The following is a 20,492-nucleotide window of genomic DNA, read 5'->3' on the forward strand; positions in this document are numbered from 1 at the left end:
GTGTTATTTTTTTTTTTACCTTGAATCTATTTGTAACAGCAAACACCCTTTCTGTGCCCGCGGCCTCGCCCCGGCTGGGCTCGCCCCACCCTCGTTGCCCCCCCCCCCCCCTCGAGGCATATACACGACGGATGCGGCAATGTTTACGGGGATGTGACGGCCGCATGAAACGGTTTGGCGAACACCCGTAGGGTGCAGACAACACATCAGGAACCCGCGCACCGACGACGCACAGGGGGGAGCCGAGGCGATGGACGAGAACAAGGAATCCCTTCGAGTGGGCGCGGCCGTCAGGCGGCGGCGCCGGGCGCTGGAGCTGACCCTCGCCGTCGTCGCCGAGCGCAGCGGCCTGTCGGTGCCGTTCCTCAGCCAGGTCGAGAACGAACGGGCCCGGCCCAGTACGCGCTCCCTGGAACGGGTGGCCGACGCCCTCGGCACGACCCGCGTGGAACTGCTGGCGGCAGCCGACCCGGCGCGCAGTGTCGACGTGGTGCGCGCCGACGACTCCGAGTTCACCCATGAGCCCCGTGTGCGCCCCCTGGTGCGCGGTCACCACCAGTTGCACGCCATGGAGTTCTCCGGCGACCAGGACGCCGGCCGGGAGTTCCAGCACCGCAACGACGAGCTGATGTACGTGGCCGAAGGCGTCGTCGAGGTCGAGGCGGAGGGCCGCGCGTACCGCCTGGGCAAGGGCGACACCCTGTATCTGACCGGCGGGGTGCGCCATCGCTGGCGGGCCACCGAGGAGGACACCCGCGTCCTGCTCGTCGCGGTCGCGGACCACATCGAGGCGGTCGACGATCTCAGCCGTTGAGCAGCACGTCGGCCAGGCCGCGAGAGCGCGGCCGAGGGTGGTGTCACTGGTGCCCTCCCTCACCGAGGCCGTCGCCGTGTCCGCCCCGGGAACCCTCGTCGGGGCGACCGACTGGTGCAGTCACCCCGCCGGGCTCGACGTCGTACGCGTCGGCGGCACCAAGAACCCGGCCGTCGAGCGGATCATCGCGCTCGCCCCGGACCTGGTCATCGCCAACGAGGAGGAGAACCGCGAGCCCGACCTGACAGCGCTGCGGCAGGCGGGCATCGAGGTCCTGGTCACCGAGGTACGGGATCTGCCGGGGGCCTTCCGCGAACTGGAGCGCGTGACCGCGGCGTGCGGCGTACGCGGGCGGCCCCGCTGGCTGGACGAGGCCGAGGCGGCGTGGCTCGACCCGCCCCGCCCGCCGGTCCGGCTGCGCGCGGCCGTGCCGATCTGGCGGCGCCCCTGGATGGTCGTCGGCCGGGACACCTTCGCGGGGGACCTGCTGGCGCGCCTCGGCGTCGACAACGCGTACGCGGACCACACCGAGCGCTATCCGCGGGTCCCCGCCGACGCACTGCGGGCCTCCCGCCTCGACCTGGTCGTCCTGCCCGACGAGCCGTACCGCTTCACCCGGGACGACGGCCCCGAGGAGTTCCCCGGGGTACCCTGCGCGCTCGTCGACGGACGCCATCTCACGTGGTACGGGCCGTCGTTGGCGCAGGCCCCGCGGGTACTGGCCGAGGCGCTGCGAGCAGCCGTCCGCTGAGCAGGCCCCGGGCGGTGTGCGCGGCGGCCACGGCCCAGGCGGCGAGCAGCAGGGCGTACAGGGCGATCGTGAGGCCGTCGTAGACCACGAGCCCCGTATGCCGTCCGAGCCCTTCGGCGCCCGTGACACACGTGCCCACCGGGAAGGTGAACGCCCACCAGGTCATCGTGAAACGCATGCCCCGGCGGTGGGCCCGCACCACCATCGCGCCGGCCAGCGCGAGCCAGAACAGCGCGAAACCCATCACCGGCACGCCGTAGAGCACCGCGAGGACGGCCAGACCCTGGTCGTACGGGGCCGGTACGACCCCCGGCGCTGCGACGGCGAACTTGTCCACGGCCGTCGTCGACTGTCCCAGCGGGCCCAGGACCAGGAACAGGGCCGGGGTGAGGGCGAGCGGCAGCGGGCCGCCCGTGAGGAGGCGGGCGAAGATCATCGGCAGCGTCACCAGCGTGGCCAGCAGACTGAGGCCGAACAGCGCGAAGCAGACGAGCAGCAGGGTCGCGCGGGGCGCGCCCGGCGGCAGATGCGGCACGAGCAGCGGGCCGAGGGCCGCGGACACCATCGGGGCGACGAGCGGCAGCAGCCACACGGGGGTGATCTGCGAGGCGTCCGGCCGGTGACGCGTGATCATCAGGTACGGGACGGCCACGGCGGCCGTCAGACCGGTCAGGGTGCCGGCGGTGAACAGGACCGCGTCCAGGGCCACCGCCGCCGGGGTGCCGATCCAGTCCCGGCCGACGACGAGGGAGCCGCCGCCGACGGCGAGCAGGGCCATCGAGAGGCACCCGTAGAACGGTGCCACCGCCGGGTCCATGAGGTGGGCCCTCGCCCGGTCCCCGTGCCGGATCCAGTGCACGGCCCGCGCGACGAGCAGGCCGGCGAGCAGGACCAGGGAGAGCGCCCAGAACGCCGCGCAGACGGTACGCAGGCCGGGGGCGCCGAACGGGAGTCCGGCTCCCGCCGTGGCCACGATCGCGGTGCCCATGACGGGCGCGTACCAGTTGGGTCCGAGGTGACGGACGGCGCCGGCGGCGCTGCGGGGCCGGGTGGGGCCGAGGCGTTCGGTGTGCCCTCTGTGGGTGGGAAGGCGGAAAACGGCGGTGACCATGACTCCACGGTGCCGTCCGGGCGGGGCGGTCACCAGGGAGTACCGGCCTATGGGGGCATAAGGTGGGTTTATGAGTCGGAGTGACGGGACGGGTGACCAGCCAGTTCGTGCGGCGGGGACAGGGGGCGGGCTGTCGCACCGGGTGCCCGAACTGGGCGCGCTGGAACTGCTGCTCGCCGTGGCGCGGCTCGGGAGCCTCGGCCGGGCGGCACGGGAACTCGGGATCACCCAGCCCGCCGCCAGCAGCCGCATCCGTTCCATGGAACGGCAGTTGGGGGTCGCGCTGGTGGAACGGTCACCCAGGGGGTCACGGCTCACCGACGCGGGGGCGCTCGTCACGGACTGGGCCCGGCGGGTGGTGGAGGCGGCGGAGGTCTTCGACGCGGGGGCGCAGGCGCTGCGGGACCGGCGGGACTCGCGGCTACGGGTTGCCGCGAGCATGACGATCGCGGAGTACCTGTTGCCGGGGTGGCTGATCGCGTTGCGCGGGCAGCGGCCGGACACGGCGGTGTCGCTGCTCGCCGGCAACTCGACGGTGGTGGCCGAGCGGGTGCTTTCGGGGGAGGCGGACCTCGGGTTCGTGGAGGGGGTGTCCGTGGCGGCGGGCCTCGACTCGGTGGTGATCGCACACGACCGGCTGATCGTGGTCACCGCGCCGGGGCACGCGTGGGCGCGACGCCGGCGGGCCCTCGACGCGGGGGAGTTGGCGGCGACGCCGCTGATCCTGCGGGAGGAGGGGTCGGGGACGCGGCAGGTGCTGGACGCGGCGCTCGGCGGGCTGGCCCGCCCGCTGATCGAGCTGTCGTCGACGACGGCGGTGAAGGCGTCCGCGGCGTCCGGGGCGGGGCCGGCGGTCCTGAGCGAACTCGCTCTCGGCGAGGAGCTGTCCGCTCGGCGGTTGGTGGAGATTCCGGTGGAGGGGGTTCGCCTGAGCCGGGCCCTGCGGGCGGTGTGGCCGACGGGGTATCGGCCCGCGGGGCCTGCGCGGGATCTTTTGGCGTTGACGCGGTCGTAGGGGGCGGGGGGGCCTCCGGCCGGGTTGTCGACTGCGGGCCCGCTGTGGCTGGTCGCGCAGTTCCCCGCGCCCTTGGCTGGGCGGGGCTCCGGCGGGATGGTCGGCCGCGGGCCGGTGGGGGTTGCTCGCGCAGTTCCCCGCGCCCCTGGGTGGGTGGGGCTGCGGCCGGGGTGTCGGCTGCGGGTCCGGTGTGGCCGGTCGCGCCGTTCCTCGCGCCCCTGGGTGGGTGGGTGGGGGTGGAGGGTGGTTCGTAGGTGTGTCCCGTGGCATGACGCGACCCACTCGCCTCCGCCTCGTCAGGGGCGCGAGGAACTGCGCGAGCAACGGTCGACGGCCCGCAGTCGACAACCGACCTGAGGGCCTTTAGGGGCGCGGGGAACGGCGCGCCCAACCCCCACCGGCCCGCAGTCGACACCCTGCCGGAGGCCCCACCCCCTTAGGGGCGCGGGGAACTGCGCGAGCACCCCCCACCGGCCCGCAGCCGCCCCCCCGGCCCCCGCCGAAACCCGGCTTCGTGGGGCAGGGGTGGTGCCCCGGGTCAGGGGAGCGTGGGGGTGGACCTGTGGACCAAGCCCTTCATCAGGCGGGTGTCCGTGGCCATTTCCGGGTGCCATTGGACTCCCAGGGTCCAGCCGGGCCCGGGCAGTTCCACCGCCTCCACCGTGGCGTCCTCCGCGAACGCGCTCGCCACGAGGCCGGTTCCCAGGCGACCCACCGCCTGGTGGTGATACGTCGGTACGGACGACGCCTCCGTGCCGAGCAGGTCCGCGCAGAGTGACCCCGGCACCGGCTTCACCACGTGCCGTCCGAACACCCCCACCGCCTCGACATGCCCGTCGATGTGCTGCACGAGCGTCCCGCCGAGCGCGACGTTCAGCAGCTGCATCCCCCGGCAGATGCCGAGCAGCGGCGTCCCGGACGCCAGCGCCGCCTCGATCAGCGCGAGTTCCCAGCTGTCACGCGCCCGCGCCTCCGGCCCGCAGCGCGGATCGCGCCCGGCCCCGTACCGGGACGGGTCCACGTCGGGGCCGCCCGCGATCACCAGCCCGTCGAGCCGGGCCACGGCCCCCGCGGCGTACGCCGGATCGTCCGGCGGCAGCATCGCGGCCACCCCGCCCGCCGCCTGGACGAGCCGCGGATAGCCGGCCGGCAACAGTGCCGCCTCCAGCTCCCACACCCCCCACCGCGCCGTCTCCAGATACGTACTGACCCCGATCAGCGGCCGGTAGGCCGTCCCCGTGCTCCCCACATCCACCACTCCCGCCGAGAGTTGTCCAAAGTGTGCGAACTCATACCTTTGCCGTTGACGCGGCTGTGCGTCCGGCTACGTCAGGAAGCCGCGCAGCAGCGCCGCCGTACCCGCGCAGTGCTCACGCATCGCCCCGCGCGCCCCGTCCGCGTCCCCGGCCAGCACCGCCTCGACGAGCGCCGCGTGCTGACGCTGGGAATGCTCCAGGTTGCGTACCAGCAGGGGGATGCAGTCCAGGAGGTCGTTCACGGTCGACCGGACGGCCGCGTACTGGGCGGTGAGGGTCGGCGAACCGGACAGTTCCGCGAGGGTCAGGTGGAGGAGGGTGTCCAGGCGCCGGTACTCGGCCAGCGGAGCGTCCTGCGTGCGGGCCAGCGCCTCGCGCAGGAGCCGGGCCCGCGGCCCGGAGAGCCCGTGGGCCGCGCAGAGTTCCGCGGCGCCGACCTCCAGCACCTCACGGAAGCGCAGTACGTCCTCGATGTCGACGCCCTCGACGCGCCGGCGCAGCGCGGCCCCGCCCGTCGCCCCGGCGGCCCCGGAACGGGCCCGCACGAACGTGCCCCCGTACCGGCCGCGCCGGGACTCGACCAGCCCCTGGTCCTGCAGCACCTTCAGGACCTCGCGGAGCGTCACCCGGCTGATCCCGAGCCGCTGCGCCAACTCCCGCTCGGCGGGCAGCCGTTCACCGCCGGGGACCAGACCCAGCCGGACGACCTGGAGGATCTGCTCCAGCGCCTCCTCGAAGCCGTTGCCCGCGCGCACCGGCCGCAGCACCGGTGCCAGCCGGTCACCGTGGCCGTGTGGATCAGAGTCCGGCATCCGGCCGCGCCCCCTTCCCAAGCAATGGTTCCCCGCAATACCTTAGGGCCATTGCCGATCATTGACGGCCAGAGATGGCAGGGGATGGCCGGGGACGGTTCCTGGCCGAACCGAAGGAGGCCTTTTCCGTGGCAGACCGCACACCCCCGCTCACCGTTGAGGAGCTGCACGCCCTCGTCGCGAGCGGCGAGATCGACACGGTCGTCCTGGCCTTCCCGGACATGCAGGGCCGGCTCCAGGGCAAGCGGTTCGCCGCGCGCTTCTTCCTCGACGACGTCCTGCGGCACGGCACGGAGGGCTGCAACTACCTCCTCGCGGTCGACGCCGACATGAACACGGTCGACGGCTACGAGATGTCGTCCTGGGAGCGTGGTTACGGGGACTTCGCCATGCATCCGGATCTGAGCACGCTGCGCCGCGTTCCCTGGAACGAGGGCACGGCCCTGCTCGTCGCCGACCTCGCCTGGAACGACGGCTCGCCCGTGGTGGCCGCGCCCCGGCAGATCCTGCGCCGCCAGCTGGAGCGGCTCGCCGAGCACGGCTTCACCGCCCAGGTGGGCACCGAGCTGGAGTTCATCGTCTTCAAGGACACCTACGAGCACGCCTGGGACGCCAACTACCGGGGACTGACGCCGGCCAACCAGTACAACATCGACTATTCGGTGCTCGGCACCGGGCGCATCGAGCCTCTGCTGCGGCGTATCCGCAACGAGATGGCGGCGGCCGGGCTGACCGTCGAGTCCGCCAAGGGCGAGTGCAACCCCGGGCAGCACGAGATCGCGTTCAAGTACGACGAGGCCCTGGTCACCTGCGACCAGCACGCCGTCTACAAGACCGGGGCCAAGGAGATCGCCTCCCAGGAGGGCGTCTCGCTCACCTTCATGGCCAAGTACAACGAGCGCGAGGGCAACTCCTGCCACATCCACCTCTCGCTCGCCGACGCCGACGGCACGAACGTCATGGCCGGTGACGGCGAGGGCGGCATGTCGCAGGTCATGCGGTACTTCCTCGCCGGGCAGCTCGCCGCGCTCCGCGACTTCTCCCTCCTGTACGCGCCCAACATCAACTCGTACAAGCGCTTCCAGCCCGGCTCGTTCGCGCCGACCGCCGTCGCCTGGGGGTACGACAACCGCACCTGCGCGCTGCGCGTCGTCGGGCACGGCCGTTCGATGCGCTTCGAGAACCGGCTCCCCGGCGGCGACGTCAATCCGCATCTCGCCGTCGCGGGACTCGTCGCGGCCGGGCTGTACGGCATCGAGCACAAGCTGGAACTCCCCGAGGCGTGCACGGGGAACGCGTACACCGCGGACTACGCGCACGTGCCCACCACCCTGCGCGAGGCCGCCGAGGTCTGGGAGAACAGCCCGATCGCCCGAGCCGCCTTCGGCGACGAGGTGGTCGACCACTACCGCAACATGGCGCGCGTCGAACTGGACGCCTTCGACGCCGTGGTGACCGACTGGGAGCTGCGCCGCTCCTTCGAACGCATGTGAGAGGTCCTTCGTTGTCGCACACCCCCACCCGGTCCGCGCAGCACGACGGGCACGAGCTCGTCGTGCTCGACCCGGCCACCGAAGAAGTCGTCGCCACCGTCCCGGGTGCCGGCCCGGCGGACGTCGACGCGGCCGTCGTACGGGCCGGTGCGGCGCAGGTCCGCTGGGCCGCCCTCGCGCCGGGCGAGCGGGCCCGGCTGCTGCGCCGCTTCGCCGTCGCCGTCGACGGACACCTCGAAGAACTCGCCCGGCTGGAGGTCCGGGAAGCCGGGCACACCCTCGGCAACGCCCGCTGGGAGGCCGGCAACGTCCGTGATCTGCTCGACTACGCGGCCGGGGGAGTGGAACGGCTGACCGGGCGCCAGATCCCCGTGGCGGGCGGGCTCGACGTCACGATCCTCGAACCGCTGGGCGTGGTCGCCGTCATCGCGCCCTGGAACTTCCCCATGCCGATCGCCGCCTGGGGCACGGCCCCCGCGCTCGCCGCCGGGAACGCCGTCATCCTCAAGCCGGCCGAGACGACCCCGCTGACGGCCCTGCGACTGGCCGAACTCGCCCTGGAAGCAGGCCTTCCCGAGCATCTGTTCCAGGTCCTGCCGGGCGCGGGCCCCGTCACGGGCGACGCACTGGTCGAGCACCCCGGGGTCGCCAAGATCGTCTTCACGGGATCGACGACCGTGGGTAAACAGGTGCTGGCCAAGGGGGCGGCCCAGCTCAAGCGCGTCACCCTCGAACTCGGCGGCAAGAGCCCCAACATCGTCTTCGCCGACGCCGACATCGAGGCCGCCGCGGCAGCCACCCCGATGTCCTTCCTCGACAACTCCGGCCAGGACTGCTGCGCCCGCACCCGCATTCTCGTCCAGCGTTCGGCGTACGACCGCTTCCTCGAACTCCTCGCCCCCGCGATCGAGTCCGTCGTCGTCGGCGACCCGTCCGACGAGAAGACCGCCATGGGCCCGCTGATCTCCCGGGCCCAGCTGGAACGCGTACGGTCGTACGTCACCGACGACCTGCCGGGTATCCGGGGCACCGCTCCCGACGGGCCCGGCTTCTGGTTCCCGCCCACCGTCCTGACCGGGGTCGAGCCCCACGCGCGTGTGGCCGTCGAAGAGGTCTTCGGGCCGGTCGCCGTGGTCCTCCCCTTCGAGGACGAGGCCGACGCGATCCGGCTCGCCAACGCCACCGACTACGGCCTCGCGGGCTCCATCTGGACCCGGGACGTGGGCCGCGCCCTGCGCGTGTCGAGCGCCGTCCGCGCCGGGAACCTGTCCGTCAACTCCCACTCCAGCGTCCGTTACTGGACCCCCTTCGGCGGCTTCGAACAGTCCGGTATCGGCCGCGAACTCGGCCCGGACGCCCTGACCGCCTTCACCGAGACCAAGAACGTCTTCATCAGCACGGAGGGCCCCGCACAGTGACCGCATCGACCTCACCGACCGACGCCGTCGTCTGCCGCCGTCTCGTCGGCCGCACCGCCGTCATCACCGGCGCCGGCAGCGGCATCGGCCTCGCCACCGCACGCCGGCTCGCCTCCGAGGGCGCCCACGTCGTCTGCGGCGATGTCGACGAGACCCGGGGCAGGGCCGCCGCCGAAGAGATCGGCGGGATCTTCGTCAAGGTCGACGTCACCGACCCCGACCAGGTCGAAGCGCTCTTCGAGACCGCGCACAGCACGTACGGGTCCGTCGACATCGCCTTCAACAACGCGGGCATCTCACCGCCCGACGACGACTCGATCCTGGAGACAGGACTGGAGGCCTGGAAGCGCGTCCAGGAGGTCAACCTCACCTCCGTGTACCTGTGCTGCAAGGCCGCGATCCCCTACATGCGGCGCCAGGGCAAGGGATCGATCATCAACACCGCGTCCTTCGTGGCCAGGATGGGTGCCGCGACCTCGCAGATCTCGTACACCGCCTCCAAGGGCGGGGTACTGGCGATGACCCGTGAGCTGGGCGTGCAGTTCGCCCGCGAGGGCATCCGCGTCAACGCCCTGTGCCCCGGTCCGGTCAACACCCCCCTGCTCCAGGAGCTGTTCGCCAAGGACCCGGAGCGGGCCGCGCGGCGGCTCGTGCACATCCCGCTCGGGCGGTTCGCGGAGGCGGACGAGATCGCCGCCGCGGTCGCCTTCCTCGCCAGCGACGACTCCTCGTTCGTGAACGCCACGGACTTCCTGGTGGACGGCGGCATCTCGGGCGCGTACGTCACACCGCTGTAGGGCCTGTCGGGACACTGCTGCGGTGCCCGTCGGGCGGACGGCCCTGTGCCCGTGCCGGGCGGCGCCTAGAGTGCCGGGATGAGCATGACGACCCCGCCCGGCTGGTACCGGGACCCCTCCGCCCCGCACGCGGAGCGCTGGTGGGACGGGACCGCCTGGACCGAGCACCGCCGCACCCCCGGGACGCAGCAGCAGGAACTGCACCAGCAGCAGTATCGACAGCAGCAGCCGTACGCGCAGTCGTACCCGCAGTCGTACGGGCCGGCCCCGACGGTGCCGATGCCGGCGGCCGGCGGCTCCGGACGCGCGAAGGCGGTCGCCCTCACCACCGCGGCGGCCGTCCTCGTCGCGGCCATCGTCACGGGCGCCGTCGTCCTGAGCAAGGGCGACGGCGACCCCGGGGCGGCGACCGCGCCCACGGACTCCGTCCCGGCCGCCCCGCCGTCCTCGTCCTCGGAGTCCGCCCCGGAGCCGTCCGCCGATCCCGGCCTCGTCGTGGACGAACTGAACGGCATCACCCTTCCCCTGCTCGACGGCTGGGTGAGACCCGAGAACGTGTCCGACACCGATGTGGTGATGACCACACCCGGGACGTACGACTGCCCGGGCGACGACGGCCTCTGCCGCCACGGCACGGTCCTCTCGCGCACGGTGACCGCGAACGACGAGAAGTCCACCGCGGCGCTCGCCCGGGACGACATCTCCGACGCGGCCGATCTGGCGTACGACCGCAACAGGGTCGACGAGCGGCCCTTCAACGGCATCACGTCCCACCGGCTGGTCGAGCAGGGCCCGGTCGCGGTCGCGGGGCGCACCGGATACTTCGTGCGCTGGCGCGTCAGGACCGAGGCGGGACCCGGCGGTTACGTCCAGTCGATGGCGTTCCCGTCCAGCGTCGGCTCGGAGTCGCTGGTCATGGTGCGGTTCGTCTTCGACGCGGGCGCGGAGGGGCCGCCGCTCGCCGACATGGACCGGATCACCAAGGGGATCCGGCCCGTCGGCGACGAGGACACGGGCGGGGGCGTGGGCAGCAGCATCGGACCCACGCAGTAGCGCCCGCCGCCCGCCGGGTGGCGCCCTCCCGGGCCGGGGCCTACAGGAACGTGTGGCCCTCGCCGCGGTACGTCGGCACCGACGCCGTCACCGTGTCGCCCTCCACGAGGTGCAGCACGTCGAACCGCTCGCACAGCTCCCCGGCCTTCGCGTGCCGGAACCACACCTTGTCGCCGATCAGCAGATCGTCGGCGGGCGAGCCGAGCAGTGGCGTCTGCACCTCGCCCGCGCCCTCCTGGGAGTCGTACTTCAGCCCCTCGGGGAGGTACGGCACGGGCAGCCGGTCGGGGCCGGGGGCGCCCGACGCCGGGTAGCCGCCGCCGAGGACCGTCACCACGCCGACGCCCGGCCGGCGGACGACGGGCTGCGCGAAGAGCGCGGCCGGACGCCCGCTGAACGACGTGTAGTTGTCGAAGAGACGCGGGACGTACAGGCCCGACCCGGCCGCGATCTCGGTCACCGAGTCCTCGGCCGCGGTGTGCTGGACACTGCCCGTGCCGCCGCCGTTGACGAACTCCAGGTCCGGCGCGACCGCCCGGACCGCCCGCACGACGTCCGCGCGGCGCTGCGTCAGCTCCTTGCGGGCCGTCGCCTGCATCAACCGGATCGCACGCGACCGCAAAGGGCGCCCCCGCAGGTCGTCGCCCACTCCGGCGATGTGCCCCTCGTACGCCATGATCCCGACGAGCCGGAAACCGGGCCGGCGGGCGACCGTACGCGCCATGTCGGCGACCTGGGCGGCGGAGTACAGGGGCGAGCGGCGGGCGCCGACGCGGACCCGGCCGCCGAACATCTTCAGTGCGGTGTCCAGCTCCAGGCAGACGCGCACCTCTTCGCGTCCGCCGTCCCGGGCGTCGTCGATCAGTTGCAACTGCGCAGGGTCGTCGATCATGACGGTCACGGCGGCGGCGAGTTTGGGATCACCGGTGAGCGTCGCGTACGCGGTCCGGTCGGCGGACGGGTAGGCGAGCAGTACGTCGTCGAAACCGGAGCGGGCCAGCCACAGGGACTCGTCGAGCGTGTAGGACATCAGTCCGGCGAAGCCGTCCCGGGCGAGGACGCGTTCGAGCAGTGCCCGGCAGCGCACCGACTTGCTCGCGACGCGCACGGGCTTGCCCGCCGCCCGCCGTACGAGGTCGTCCGCGTTGGCGTCGAAGGCCTCCAGGTCCACGATCGCGACGGGTGCGTCAAGGTGGGCGGTGGCCCGGTCGTAGCGGGCTCGGTCTGCGGCGCGGGCTGTCATGTGCGAAGCCTGCCAGACCGGATTACCGCAGGGTAGGGGGACGTTCCGGGCAGATGCCCCGGGCCTGCGGACTGGTTCCCACGGGCACCGTGTCAGCCCGTAGAGTGACGCGCACGCAAGCGGGGAACGGATCCGGAGGGGTTCCTTCGGTCAGTCTCGGTCGTCCGGGGTCGAGGAAACGGGGGGTGCATGAGCACGGAAGCGCGCCGCGCCTCCATTCCTCCACGTCCGACGACGCCGCCGGGGACGCCTGCGGCGGACGGTGACCGCGACCCGTCGGAGTGGCCCGGGAACACGGACCGGCGACCGCCTGCACCCTCGCCTTCGACTTCGGCCTCGACTTCGGCCTCGGATCGTGACGGCGGGGAGTCCACCGGGGGTGACTGGTTCGGACCGCGCCGCCCGGTCGGGACGCCGCAGCGACCGCGTACCTCCGAGGAGGCCGCGCCCACCGGAACACCGCGTTTCCCGAACCTCAGCCCCGGCGACGGCGGGCAACGCCACACCCCGGAGACGGGCACGCCGCCCCGCGAGGTTCCTCCGGGCGGCGCCGAGTGGGCGGGCGTCACACCGCGCCCGAACGCCGGTCCAGCCGCGGACGCGGGCCGTCCCGCCGCCCCACCACGTCCGACGACGGCACCGCGCGCCCCCATGGCAGGCGCGGAGTGGACGACCGCCCCCGCCTCGCCGCGTGTCCCTTCGGCGCAGCCCCCATCGCGTTCCGCCTCACGTCCGGCGGATGAGGCGGGTACGCCGTCGGGTCAGGCCGCGGCTCCCGGGCGCCCTCCGCGTCCCGGTCGGCAGGATTTCCCGCTCCGCCCCGCGAACGAACCCGGCGCCTCCACCCCGGCCCCCCGACGGCCCGAGTCCCCACCCCCTCCCACGAACGCCCCTCGCCCCACAGCACCGAACGCCCCGGAACGGCCGACCCCGCCCCGCCCCGCGACGGAACCGCGAGCGACCGGTGACGGCGGCGCGCAGCGGCCCGGTGCGGCCCCGGCCCGCCCTGCGACCGAGCCCGGGGCGGGCGGCGGCGACTCCGTGCGGCGGCCCGCCCCCGACCGGAGCGAGCCCCGTGCGACGGAGCGCGGAGCGGCGAGCGGCGACTTCGCGCAGCGGCCCGCCCCCGACCGGGCTGAGCCCCGAGTGGCCGGGCCTGGCCCTGGCGCGGCCGAACCCCGGGCAGGCGGTGCTGACCGTGCTCAGCGCGCCGGGGCGGGGCTGCCGTTGCGGCCGTTCGCTCCGCCGGTGCCCGGGGCCCATCAGGCCTTTGTGGGGCGGGGTGGGCCGGCCGCGCAGCCTCCGTCGGAGACCACGACCCGCTTGCGGCCCGTTCCCGCCGAGCCCGCTCCGGCGCCGCCGCGCACGGCCCCGCCCGGCAGGACGATGTCCGGGCCCGGTGAGCCTTTCATCGGCGAGTCCTTCACGGGGGAGCCCTTCGCGGGTGCGGTACGGCACGCGCCCGCGCCCCCCGCTGAGCCGCCGCTCAGGCCGTTCGTGTCCCTCGCGGAACCGGACACGTACGACGCCGACACCGCGCGGGTGCGTCCGACGGGCCCCCGGCGGCGCAGCAGTGTGGCCGCCGCCGCGGCCTGCGTGGTGCTGGGGCTCGGGCTCATCGGCGGTGCGCTGACGGGGAGTTGGCTCACCGGGGACAGCTCGGACGGAACCGGGACACCGGACGCGTTCACCGCGGCCGGAGGCCTCTGGCACAGCGTGCCCGTCGACGAACTCTTCCCGCCCACGGTCAAGGGCGACGGCGCGGGCCCCGGCGGCTCCGACCGCACCTGGACCCGTATCGCCGTGGCTCCCGACAGCGGCTGCGGCGACGCCTTCGACCCGCTCCTGCAGAAGGCCCTGGCGCCCGCAGGCTGCCTGCGCCTGCTGCGGGCCACGTACACGGACGCGACCCGCAGCCACGTCACCACGGTCGGCCTGCTGTTCACGAAGGCCGACTCCGCCGCCATGGCCGTCCTGCACCGCCGCTTCGAGGAGCAGAAGCTCGACAGCCGGCGCGACCTCATGCCCCGTACGTACGCGGCGAAGGGCACCGTCGCCGCGGGCTTCGGCGACGACCAGCGCGCGTCATGGGCCCTGTCGGTCCTGACCGACGCCCCGGTCGTCACCTACGCGGTCTCCGGTTTCGCCGACGGCCGTCCCGTCGGCGAACCGCAGCCCGCCGCGGACGCGATGAGGACCGGCGCCACCACCGTGCCCGCCCAGGCCGGGCTCGGCCACGACGCACGGGGCCTCGCCGACCGCATCGAGCGGAGCCTCCGCAAGACCGTCGGCTCGGCCACGGAGAAGCCGTCATGAGCCGCGGGGCGCCCCGCGCACGGGGCCTGCTGGTCGTCACGCTGGCCGCCGGTCTCGCCCTCCTGCCCTCCACCGCCGCCCACGCCGACGGCATCCGTGCCAAGCAGTGGGCGCTGGAGGCGATGCACACGACCGAGGCGTGGCAGACGACGAAGGGCGCCGGCATCACCGTCGCCGTCCTCGACACGGGCGTCGACGACGAACACCCGGACCTCGCGGGCAACGTCCTCGCGGGCAAGGACATGGTCGGTTTCGGCGCGGGCCGCGGGGACCGCCCCTGGGCCCGGCACGGCACGGCGATGGCTGGCATCATCGCGGGCCACGGACACGGCTCGGGCAACGACGACGGAGTCATGGGCATCGCCCCCGAAGCGAAGATCCTCCCCGTTCGCGTGATCCTCGAAGACGGCGACTCGGCCCGCGCCAAGGCCCGCAACACCCGCGGCAACGCCCTCGCCGAAGGCATCCGCTGGGCCGCCGACCACGGCGCCGACGTCATCAACCTCTCCCTCGGCGACGACTCCAAGTCCGCCCATCCGGAGGCCTCCGAGGACGCCGCCGTGCAGTACGCCCTGGAGAAGGGCGCCGCCGTCATCGCCTCGGCCGGGAACGGCGGCGAGAAGGGCGACCACATCTCGTACCCGGCGGCCTACCCGGGCGTGATCGCCGCGACCGCCGTCGACCGCTACGGGACCCGCGCCTCGTTCTCCACCCGCCGCTGGTACGCCACCGTCAGCGCGCCCGGCGTCGACGTGGTGATAGCCGACCCGGACCGGAAGTACTACGAGGGCTGGGGCACGAGCGCCGCCTCGGCCTTCGTCTCCGGGGCCGTCGCCCTGATCAAGGCCGCCCACCCCGGGCTGTCCCCGGCGCAGATCAAGGACCTCCTTGAGGACACGGCCCGCAACGCGCCCTCCGGCGGGCGCGACGACTCCCTGGGGTACGGCTTCGTGGACCCGGCGGCAGCCATCAAGGCGGCAGCCGGTCTGAAGCCGGAGAACCTGAGGGCGGCGGCCAACTCCGACCAGTACTTCGGCAAGGGCCCCGACACCGCCGAGGACGACGGGCCCTCGACTGCCTGGGCCGGCCCCCTGGCGGGCAGCGTCGGAGGCGTCCTCCTCGTCGTGGCGACCATCCTCTGGCGAGGCAGCAGACGGCCCCGCCACCCCGACACCCCGTAGGCGTCAGCGACCTCCCGCAGGTCTCAGCTCCCGGCCCCCGCCAGGGCGCTCACGGCGGCCTTCGCCGCCGCCTCCACCATCGAGATCCCCTCGGCCTTCGTGGAGTTGCCGTCCGACAGCACCGCGACGAGGTACGCGCGGCCGTCCACCACGACCCGCCCGACGCTGTTGATGTCCCACAGCCCGGTCGCCGTCCGCGGCAGCCACCCGTTCTTCAGGGCGAACCCGGTCGGCCCCGCGGCCGACACCCCCCAGTCCTGCCCCTCGGCGATGTCACCCATCAGCCCCTGCAGATACGACCGGGAGCCCGCGTCCAGCTCCGAGGCGTCCGCGTCCCCGAACACCTGCCGCAGCAGGGTGAGTTGGTCGGCGGCCGTGGTCTGCGTCAGCCCCCACAGCGCCCCGTCCCCGCCCTCGGTGCCGTCGAGGCCGAGACGCGCGTTGGCCGCCGCCAGCCCCTGTGCCCGGCCGATCGCCTTCCACAGGGCACCGGCGGACGCGTTGTCGCTGTCGCGGATCATCGCGGAGGCGTACGTCTTCTCCTGGGCGGTGAGTTCCCGCCCCGCGTCCTGCGCCTGCAACAGCAGCGTGGCCAGGATGTCGGCCTTCACGATGCTCGCGGTGTCGAAGGCCGCGTCCCCGTACACCGCGCTCAGCCCGGACTCCGTGTCCAGCACCGCCACCGACAGCCGCGCCCCGGTCGCGACGGGGACGGAGCCCATCGCCTCGGCGAGCAGCGCGTCCCCGGACACGGGGGTGGGCTCCGCGGACATGGGTGCCGTCACAGGTTCCACGGTCGCCTCCTTCGTGGTCGTCGTCCGGGATGACGCCGAGGAGGATACGAGTTCACCGGCGTCGTGCGCCCGCGCGCTCACGAACACCGCTCCCGAGGCCGTGGCGCCGAGCAGGACGAGGGAGGCGATCGCCGCGTGCCCGAGCGGCCTGGCGCGGGACGGGCGGTCACCGTGCCGGCGTGCTCTGTGAGGGAACATGCCGCGAGCCTGGGGCGTGCCACTGTGCGCCCGGTTAGACGCGTGTGAGAACCGTGTCAGGGATCGCTGAGAAACCCCTGAGTCCCGTGAACAGCCTGTTTCCGGGACGGGCAGGCACGGGCAGGTACGGGCAAAGCGCGCGGTCGGCCCGGCGGACCGGGCGGGCGACCGCCCCCGCTAGGCTCGGTGCCCGTGGCGAACAAGAACATCCCCGACCCCGGTTTCTCCGACGACGACGGCTCCGCCGATCCCCGGCTGAGCGCGGCGCTCGCGGCCTGGGCCGAGGACAGGTCCGCGCACGGCCCCGTCCTGGCGGCCCTCAAGGGCGCGCGGCTCCTCGTCCCCGTGGTCGCCGTGCTCGGCGAGGTCGAGGAGGACGAGAACGGTCTGCGCCGCGAGAAGACCAGCGACATGGCCGTCCCCACTCTGAAGGCCGGCGACCGCACCGCGCTGCCCGCCTTCACCTCCACCGCGTCGCTGGCCCGCTGGGACCCGGCGGCCCGCCCCGTCGCCGTACCCCTGCACCAGGCCCTCCGGGCCGCCGCGCACGAGAAGGCCGACACGGTCGTCCTGGACCTGGCGGGACCGGTCGCGTACGAGCTGACGGGGCCCGCGCTGCTGGCGCTCGCCGAGGGGCGTACGACGACGGACCCGCTCGCCGACCCCGCCGTGGTCGCCGCGGTACGGGCCGCGGTCGCCGCCGAGTCCCTGGTGCTCCGCGCCCACCTCGGCCCCGGACGGGCCGACGGCACCCTGGCCCTCGTCCTGGACCCGGCCGCCGCCCCGGCCGACACCGCCCAGGCCGTGGCCCGGCGGCTCGCGGCCGACGAAACACTGAGGGCCCGCCTGGTGCGCGGCCTCGACCTGGCGGTTCTGCCGGCCGAGGCGACGCCACCGGGCGAGCCCTTGTACGTACGCCGATAGGTACGCCCCGGCGAGGAGGCGGCCGGGCTCAGCCGTAGACCGGGCCCGTGTACTTCTCGCCCGGGCCCTGGCCCGGCTCGTCCGGGACGAGCGACGCCTCGCGGAACGCCAGCTGCAGCGACTTCAGGCCGTCGCGCAGCGGCGAGGCGTGGAAGGAGCTGATCTCGGTCGCGCTCGCGTCGAGCAGCCCGGCCAGGGCGTGGACCAGCTTGCGCGCCTCGTCGAGGTCCTTGTATTTGTCGCCCTCCTCGGACAGGCCGAGCTTCACGGCGGCGGCGCTCATCAGGTTCACGGCGACCGTGACCAGGACCTCGACCGCGGGGACCTCGGCGATGTCACGGGTCATGTCGTCGAAACCGGGGGACTCAGGAGGGGTGTCACTCATGCCCCACACGATAGGCCCCGGCCCGCCGGGCCCTGCCCGCGGGAGACGCGTACGCCCGTCGCGCGAACGCCCGGAACCGGTGCGCGCACACCGATTCGCACCACCCGGGGGGAACTGCTAACCTTGTGTAACGACCGGCCGGACACTCCTGTGCCCGGCCCACAAGTGGAGGCTCCGAACTCCCACCCGGCCATCCTCAGGGAAGGCGGGTCACCCGGTCAGGCGGCCCCCATCGTTCCGTACGGACGATGGAGCCGCTGGATATGCGCCCCGCGGTTGGCCGCGGCGGTGCTCCGGTCATCCTTGGAGCCACCGCCTGTGTCCCGTCCGGGGCATTTTTCATGTCCCATGGCGGTTGGTTCAGTGAGAAGACGTACGCGAGCTGTCTGCCAGACAGCCGTGTGGTGCTATCCGAGGAGGATCCATCAGCGCCGAGCCCCGCATCAACGACCGGATTCGCGTTCCCGAGGTACGACTTGTCGGTCCCAGCGGTGAGCAGGTCGGGATTGTTCCGCTTGCCAAGGCCCTGGAGCTTGCGCAGGAGTACGACCTCGACCTGGTCGAGGTGGCCGCGACCGCGCGTCCGCCGGTCTGCAAGCTCATGGACTACGGGAAGTTCAAGTACGAGTCGGCCATGAAGGCCCGTGAGGCGCGCAAGAACCAGGCGCACACGGTCATCAAGGAGATGAAGCTCCGGCCGAAGATCGACCCGCACGACTATGACACCAAGAAGGGTCACGTCGTCCGGTTCCTCAAGCAGGGCGACAAGGTCAAGATCACGATCATGTTCCGTGGTCGCGAGCAGTCCAGGCCGGAACTCGGCTACCGACTGCTGCAGCGGCTCGCCTCGGACGTCGAGGACCTCGGGTTCGTCGAGTCGAACCCGAAGCAGGACGGCCGAAACATGATCATGGTTCTCGGCCCGCACAAGAAGAAGACAGAGGCGATGGCCGAAGCCCGCGAGGCCCAGGCGGCCCGCAAGGCGGAGGCGAAGGCCAACCCGGGCAAGTCGCAGAACCACGCGGGTGACGACATCTCCGACGAGGAGGTCGCCGCGACCGAGGCCGCAGAGGCCCCGGCCGAGGCTCCCGCCGAAGCCTGATCCCGGGGTGCGAGTCCCAGGGGTTTCCGGACGCGAGTCCGGGGACGTCAACCGATACATATGACGTTCCGTTGTGCCCGGTCTGACGACCGGGCACAGGAACGCCACCGACGAGGAGAGAACGGCGCCATGCCGAAGAACAAGTCGCACAGCGGTGCCAGCAAGCGCTTCAAGATCACCGGCTCCGGCAAGGTGCTCCGCGAGCGTGCCGGCAAGCGCCACCTGCTTGAGCACAAGTCGTCGCGCGTGACGCGCCGCCTCACCGGTACGGCCGAGATGGCCCCGGGCGACGCCAAGAAGATCAAGAAGCTTCTCGGCAAGTGACGTCCGGCGCTTCGGCGCCGTACGTCAGGACCGGGACCCCATCGATTTCGGACCGTGTGACGACCACCACGGTCCCGCTACAAGGAGTTAACAAGTGGCACGCGTCAAGCGGGCAGTCAACGCCCACAAGAAGCGCCGGGCGATCCTCGAAGCCGCCAGCGGCTACCGCGGTCAGCGTTCGCGTCTGTACCGCAAGGCCAAGGAGCAGGTCACCCACTCCCTGGTCTACAACTACAACGACCGCAAGAAGCGCAAGGGCGACTTCCGTCGGCTGTGGATCCAGCGCATCAACGCTGCGGCCCGCCAGAACGGCATGACGTACAACCGCCTCATCCAGGGCCTGAACGCCGCCAACATCGAGGTGGACCGCAAGATCCTCGCGGAGCTGGCCGTCAACGACGCCAACGCGTTCGCCGCGCTCGTCGAGGTCGCGCAGAAGGCCCTGCCGTCGGACGTCAACGCGCCCAAGGCTGCGTGACGCTGGCGCTGGCCTCGGCCGGAACCTCTGTGTGGGCTCGCTTGCCTCAGGGCTGCGAGCCCACATTTGTTTTGTTCGAGTTTGTTCTGTCCGAGTGTTCTCTTCAAGATCTTCAAGAGGGGCACCCCCCTCTCGGCGCGGCACGCGGTACGCCCCGCCCGTGAACCGAAGGTGAATCCATGTCCAGCGGCCCCGAGCTGATCTCCCCCCGCTCGCAGCGCGTCTCCGCCGCCCGGCGGCTCGCGAGGCGCAGCTTCCGGGGCAAGGAGCGGCTGTTCCTCGCCGAGGGGCCCCAGGCCGTCCGGGAGGCCGCCGCCCACCGCGTCGGCGGCGAGCCCGCGCTCGTCGACCTGTTCGCCACGGTCGACGCCGCCGAGCGGTACGCCGACATCGTGGGGGAGGCCCGGGACGCCGGAGCCCGGCTGCACCTCGCCGACGACGACGTGATCGCGGACATCTCGACGACCGTCACCCCGCAGGGCCTCGTCGGCATCTGCCGCTTCCTGGACACCCCCTTCGACGAGATCGTCGCCGCCCGGCCCAAGCTGGTCGCCGTCCTGGCGCACGTACGCGATCCCGGGAACGCGGGCACCGTCCTGCGCTGCGCCGACGCGGCCGGCGCCGACGCCGTCGTCCTCACCGACGCCTCCGTCGACCTCTACAACCCCAAGTCCGTACGGGCGTCGGTCGGCTCGCTGTTCCACCTGCCCGTCGCGGTCGGCGTCCCCGTGGAGCAGGCCGTGCAGGGGCTCAGGGATGCCGGCGTACGCATCCTGGCCGCCGACGGAGCGGGCGAGGACGACCTCGACGACGAACTCGACAAGGGCACCATGGGCGGCCCGACCGCCTGGGTCTTCGGCAACGAGGCGTGGGGGCTCCCGGCGGAGACGCGGGCGCTGGCGGACGCCGTCGTGCGCGTACCGATCCACGGCAAGGCCGAAAGCCTGAACCTCGCGACGGCCGCCGCCGTATGTCTCTACGCGTCGGCTCGCGCGCAGCGTGCCCGCCGTGCTCGTTCCTGAGGGGG

General features: G+C 73.0%; 20 protein-coding genes and 1 pseudogene. 14 read left to right on the forward strand and 7 right to left on the reverse strand.

The genetic code is table 11. From position 1 onward, the window contains the following. Nucleotides 1–250 precede the first annotated feature (250 nt). Both ACFVH5_RS34880 and ACFVH5_RS34885 read left to right on the forward strand, forming a co-directional pair. On the forward strand, nucleotides 251–814 hold the full coding sequence (locus ACFVH5_RS34880) for a helix-turn-helix domain-containing protein (RefSeq protein ID WP_385837683.1): 564 nt from the start codon (nucleotides 251–253) through the stop codon (nucleotides 812–814). A 49-nt stretch (nucleotides 815–863) separates the two neighbouring features. Beyond that, the gene (locus ACFVH5_RS34885; protein WP_385837684.1) at nucleotides 864–1,565 is read left to right on the forward strand and encodes a helical backbone metal receptor; all 702 of its coding nucleotides are present in this window, start codon (nucleotides 864–866) and stop codon (nucleotides 1,563–1,565) included. Here the strand turns inward: ACFVH5_RS34885 and ACFVH5_RS34890 are convergent. Beyond that, entirely contained in the window at nucleotides 1,492–2,553 is a 1,062-nt protein-coding gene (locus ACFVH5_RS34890; RefSeq protein WP_385837702.1) for a TDT family transporter, read from the reverse strand. The two genes, ACFVH5_RS34885 and ACFVH5_RS34890, sit on opposite strands and share 74 nt — an antisense overlap. Nucleotides 2,554–2,746: 193 nt before the next feature. Here ACFVH5_RS34890 and ACFVH5_RS34895 point away from each other — a divergent pair, with 193 nt between their 5' ends. Further along, on the forward strand, nucleotides 2,747–3,691 hold the full coding sequence (locus tag ACFVH5_RS34895; RefSeq protein ID WP_384808379.1) for a LysR family transcriptional regulator: 945 nt from the start codon (nucleotides 2,747–2,749) through the stop codon (nucleotides 3,689–3,691). A gap of 538 nt (nucleotides 3,692–4,229) precedes the next feature. On the opposite strand, the gene ACFVH5_RS34900 is transcribed toward ACFVH5_RS34895, so the two are convergent. Continuing rightward, nucleotides 4,230–4,940: a gamma-glutamyl-gamma-aminobutyrate hydrolase family protein gene (locus ACFVH5_RS34900; protein ID WP_385837685.1), complete on the reverse strand. Its 711-nt coding sequence runs from the start codon at nucleotides 4,938–4,940 to the stop codon at nucleotides 4,230–4,232. 75 nt (nucleotides 4,941–5,015) lie between these two features. Continuing rightward, nucleotides 5,016–5,759 (reverse strand): FadR/GntR family transcriptional regulator, encoded by a 744-nt coding sequence (locus ACFVH5_RS34905; RefSeq protein ID WP_385837686.1) that lies wholly within the window; start codon nucleotides 5,757–5,759, stop codon nucleotides 5,016–5,018. A 128-nt stretch (nucleotides 5,760–5,887) separates the two neighbouring features. On the opposite strand from ACFVH5_RS34905, the gene ACFVH5_RS34910 reads away from it, so the two are divergent. From ACFVH5_RS34910 to ACFVH5_RS34925, 4 genes are all read left to right on the forward strand, one after another. After that, on the forward strand, nucleotides 5,888–7,252 hold the full coding sequence (locus tag ACFVH5_RS34910) for a glutamine synthetase family protein (protein ID WP_385837687.1): 1,365 nt from the start codon (nucleotides 5,888–5,890) through the stop codon (nucleotides 7,250–7,252). Nucleotides 7,253–7,263: 11 nt separating this feature from the next. Then, the gene (locus tag ACFVH5_RS34915) at nucleotides 7,264–8,670 is read left to right on the forward strand and encodes an aldehyde dehydrogenase family protein (protein WP_385837689.1); all 1,407 of its coding nucleotides are present in this window, start codon (nucleotides 7,264–7,266) and stop codon (nucleotides 8,668–8,670) included. Then, nucleotides 8,667–9,467, forward strand: coding sequence for a 3-oxoacyl-ACP reductase (locus ACFVH5_RS34920; RefSeq protein ID WP_385837690.1), 801 nt, complete (start codon nucleotides 8,667–8,669; stop codon nucleotides 9,465–9,467). Before ACFVH5_RS34915 ends, ACFVH5_RS34920 begins: the two co-directional genes overlap by 4 nt. A gap of 78 nt (nucleotides 9,468–9,545) precedes the next feature. Beyond that, the gene (locus ACFVH5_RS34925; RefSeq protein ID WP_385837691.1) at nucleotides 9,546–10,520 is read left to right on the forward strand and encodes a DUF2510 domain-containing protein; all 975 of its coding nucleotides are present in this window, start codon (nucleotides 9,546–9,548) and stop codon (nucleotides 10,518–10,520) included. A gap of 40 nt (nucleotides 10,521–10,560) precedes the next feature. Here ACFVH5_RS34925 and ACFVH5_RS34930 read toward each other — a convergent pair whose 3' ends face one another. Next, the gene (locus ACFVH5_RS34930) at nucleotides 10,561–11,763 is read right to left on the reverse strand and encodes an amino acid deaminase/aldolase (RefSeq protein WP_385837692.1); all 1,203 of its coding nucleotides are present in this window, start codon (nucleotides 11,761–11,763) and stop codon (nucleotides 10,561–10,563) included. Nucleotides 11,764–13,025: 1,262 nt separating this feature from the next. After that, nucleotides 13,026–13,175 (reverse strand): hypothetical protein, encoded by a 150-nt coding sequence (locus ACFVH5_RS34935; RefSeq protein WP_385837693.1) that lies wholly within the window; start codon nucleotides 13,173–13,175, stop codon nucleotides 13,026–13,028. A gap of 85 nt (nucleotides 13,176–13,260) precedes the next feature. Here ACFVH5_RS34935 and ACFVH5_RS34940 point away from each other — a divergent pair, with 85 nt between their 5' ends. Further along, the gene (locus tag ACFVH5_RS34940; RefSeq protein ID WP_385837694.1) at nucleotides 13,261–14,079 is read left to right on the forward strand and encodes a hypothetical protein; all 819 of its coding nucleotides are present in this window, start codon (nucleotides 13,261–13,263) and stop codon (nucleotides 14,077–14,079) included. Then, nucleotides 14,076–15,260, forward strand: coding sequence for a type VII secretion-associated serine protease mycosin (gene mycP / locus ACFVH5_RS34945; RefSeq protein WP_384808362.1), 1,185 nt, complete (start codon nucleotides 14,076–14,078; stop codon nucleotides 15,258–15,260). The genes ACFVH5_RS34940 and mycP overlap by 4 nt, the downstream gene beginning before the upstream one ends. Before the next feature lie 23 nt (nucleotides 15,261–15,283). On the opposite strand, the gene ACFVH5_RS34950 is transcribed toward mycP, so the two are convergent. Continuing rightward, a complete protein-coding gene (locus ACFVH5_RS34950) occupies nucleotides 15,284–16,252 on the reverse strand; it encodes a hypothetical protein (protein ID WP_385837695.1) in 969 nt (322 codons plus the stop codon). A gap of 192 nt (nucleotides 16,253–16,444) precedes the next feature. Between ACFVH5_RS34950 and ACFVH5_RS34955 the strand changes: the two genes are divergently transcribed. Continuing rightward, nucleotides 16,445–17,176, forward strand: a complete 732-nt coding sequence (locus tag ACFVH5_RS34955) for an SseB family protein (protein WP_385837696.1) — start codon at nucleotides 16,445–16,447, stop codon at nucleotides 17,174–17,176. Nucleotides 17,177–17,204: 28 nt separating this feature from the next. On the opposite strand, the gene ACFVH5_RS34960 is transcribed toward ACFVH5_RS34955, so the two are convergent. Continuing rightward, nucleotides 17,205–17,561: a DUF1844 domain-containing protein gene (locus tag ACFVH5_RS34960; protein WP_107019820.1), complete on the reverse strand. Its 357-nt coding sequence runs from the start codon at nucleotides 17,559–17,561 to the stop codon at nucleotides 17,205–17,207. A gap of 399 nt (nucleotides 17,562–17,960) precedes the next feature. Here ACFVH5_RS34960 and infC point away from each other — a divergent pair. The 4 genes and pseudogenes from infC (at nucleotide 17,961) to ACFVH5_RS34980 (ending at nucleotide 20,487) form a co-directional block, all read left to right on the forward strand. Then, nucleotides 17,961–18,663 (forward strand): annotated as a pseudogene (gene infC, locus ACFVH5_RS34965) (translation initiation factor IF-3). Nucleotides 18,664–18,792: 129 nt separating this feature from the next. Then, entirely contained in the window at nucleotides 18,793–18,987 is a 195-nt protein-coding gene (gene rpmI / locus ACFVH5_RS34970; RefSeq protein WP_073499621.1) for a 50S ribosomal protein L35, read from the forward strand. A 94-nt stretch (nucleotides 18,988–19,081) separates the two neighbouring features. Further along, nucleotides 19,082–19,465: a 50S ribosomal protein L20 gene (gene rplT / locus ACFVH5_RS34975; RefSeq protein ID WP_024494113.1), complete on the forward strand. Its 384-nt coding sequence runs from the start codon at nucleotides 19,082–19,084 to the stop codon at nucleotides 19,463–19,465. A gap of 179 nt (nucleotides 19,466–19,644) precedes the next feature. After that, nucleotides 19,645–20,487, forward strand: a complete 843-nt coding sequence (locus tag ACFVH5_RS34980) for a TrmH family RNA methyltransferase (protein ID WP_385837698.1) — start codon at nucleotides 19,645–19,647, stop codon at nucleotides 20,485–20,487. The last annotated feature ends 5 nt before the right edge of the window (nucleotides 20,488–20,492 follow it).

The sequence above is a fragment of the Streptomyces sp. NPDC127119 genome, from assembly GCF_042677425.1.
Classification (GTDB): Bacteria; Actinomycetota; Actinomycetes; order Streptomycetales; family Streptomycetaceae; genus Streptomyces.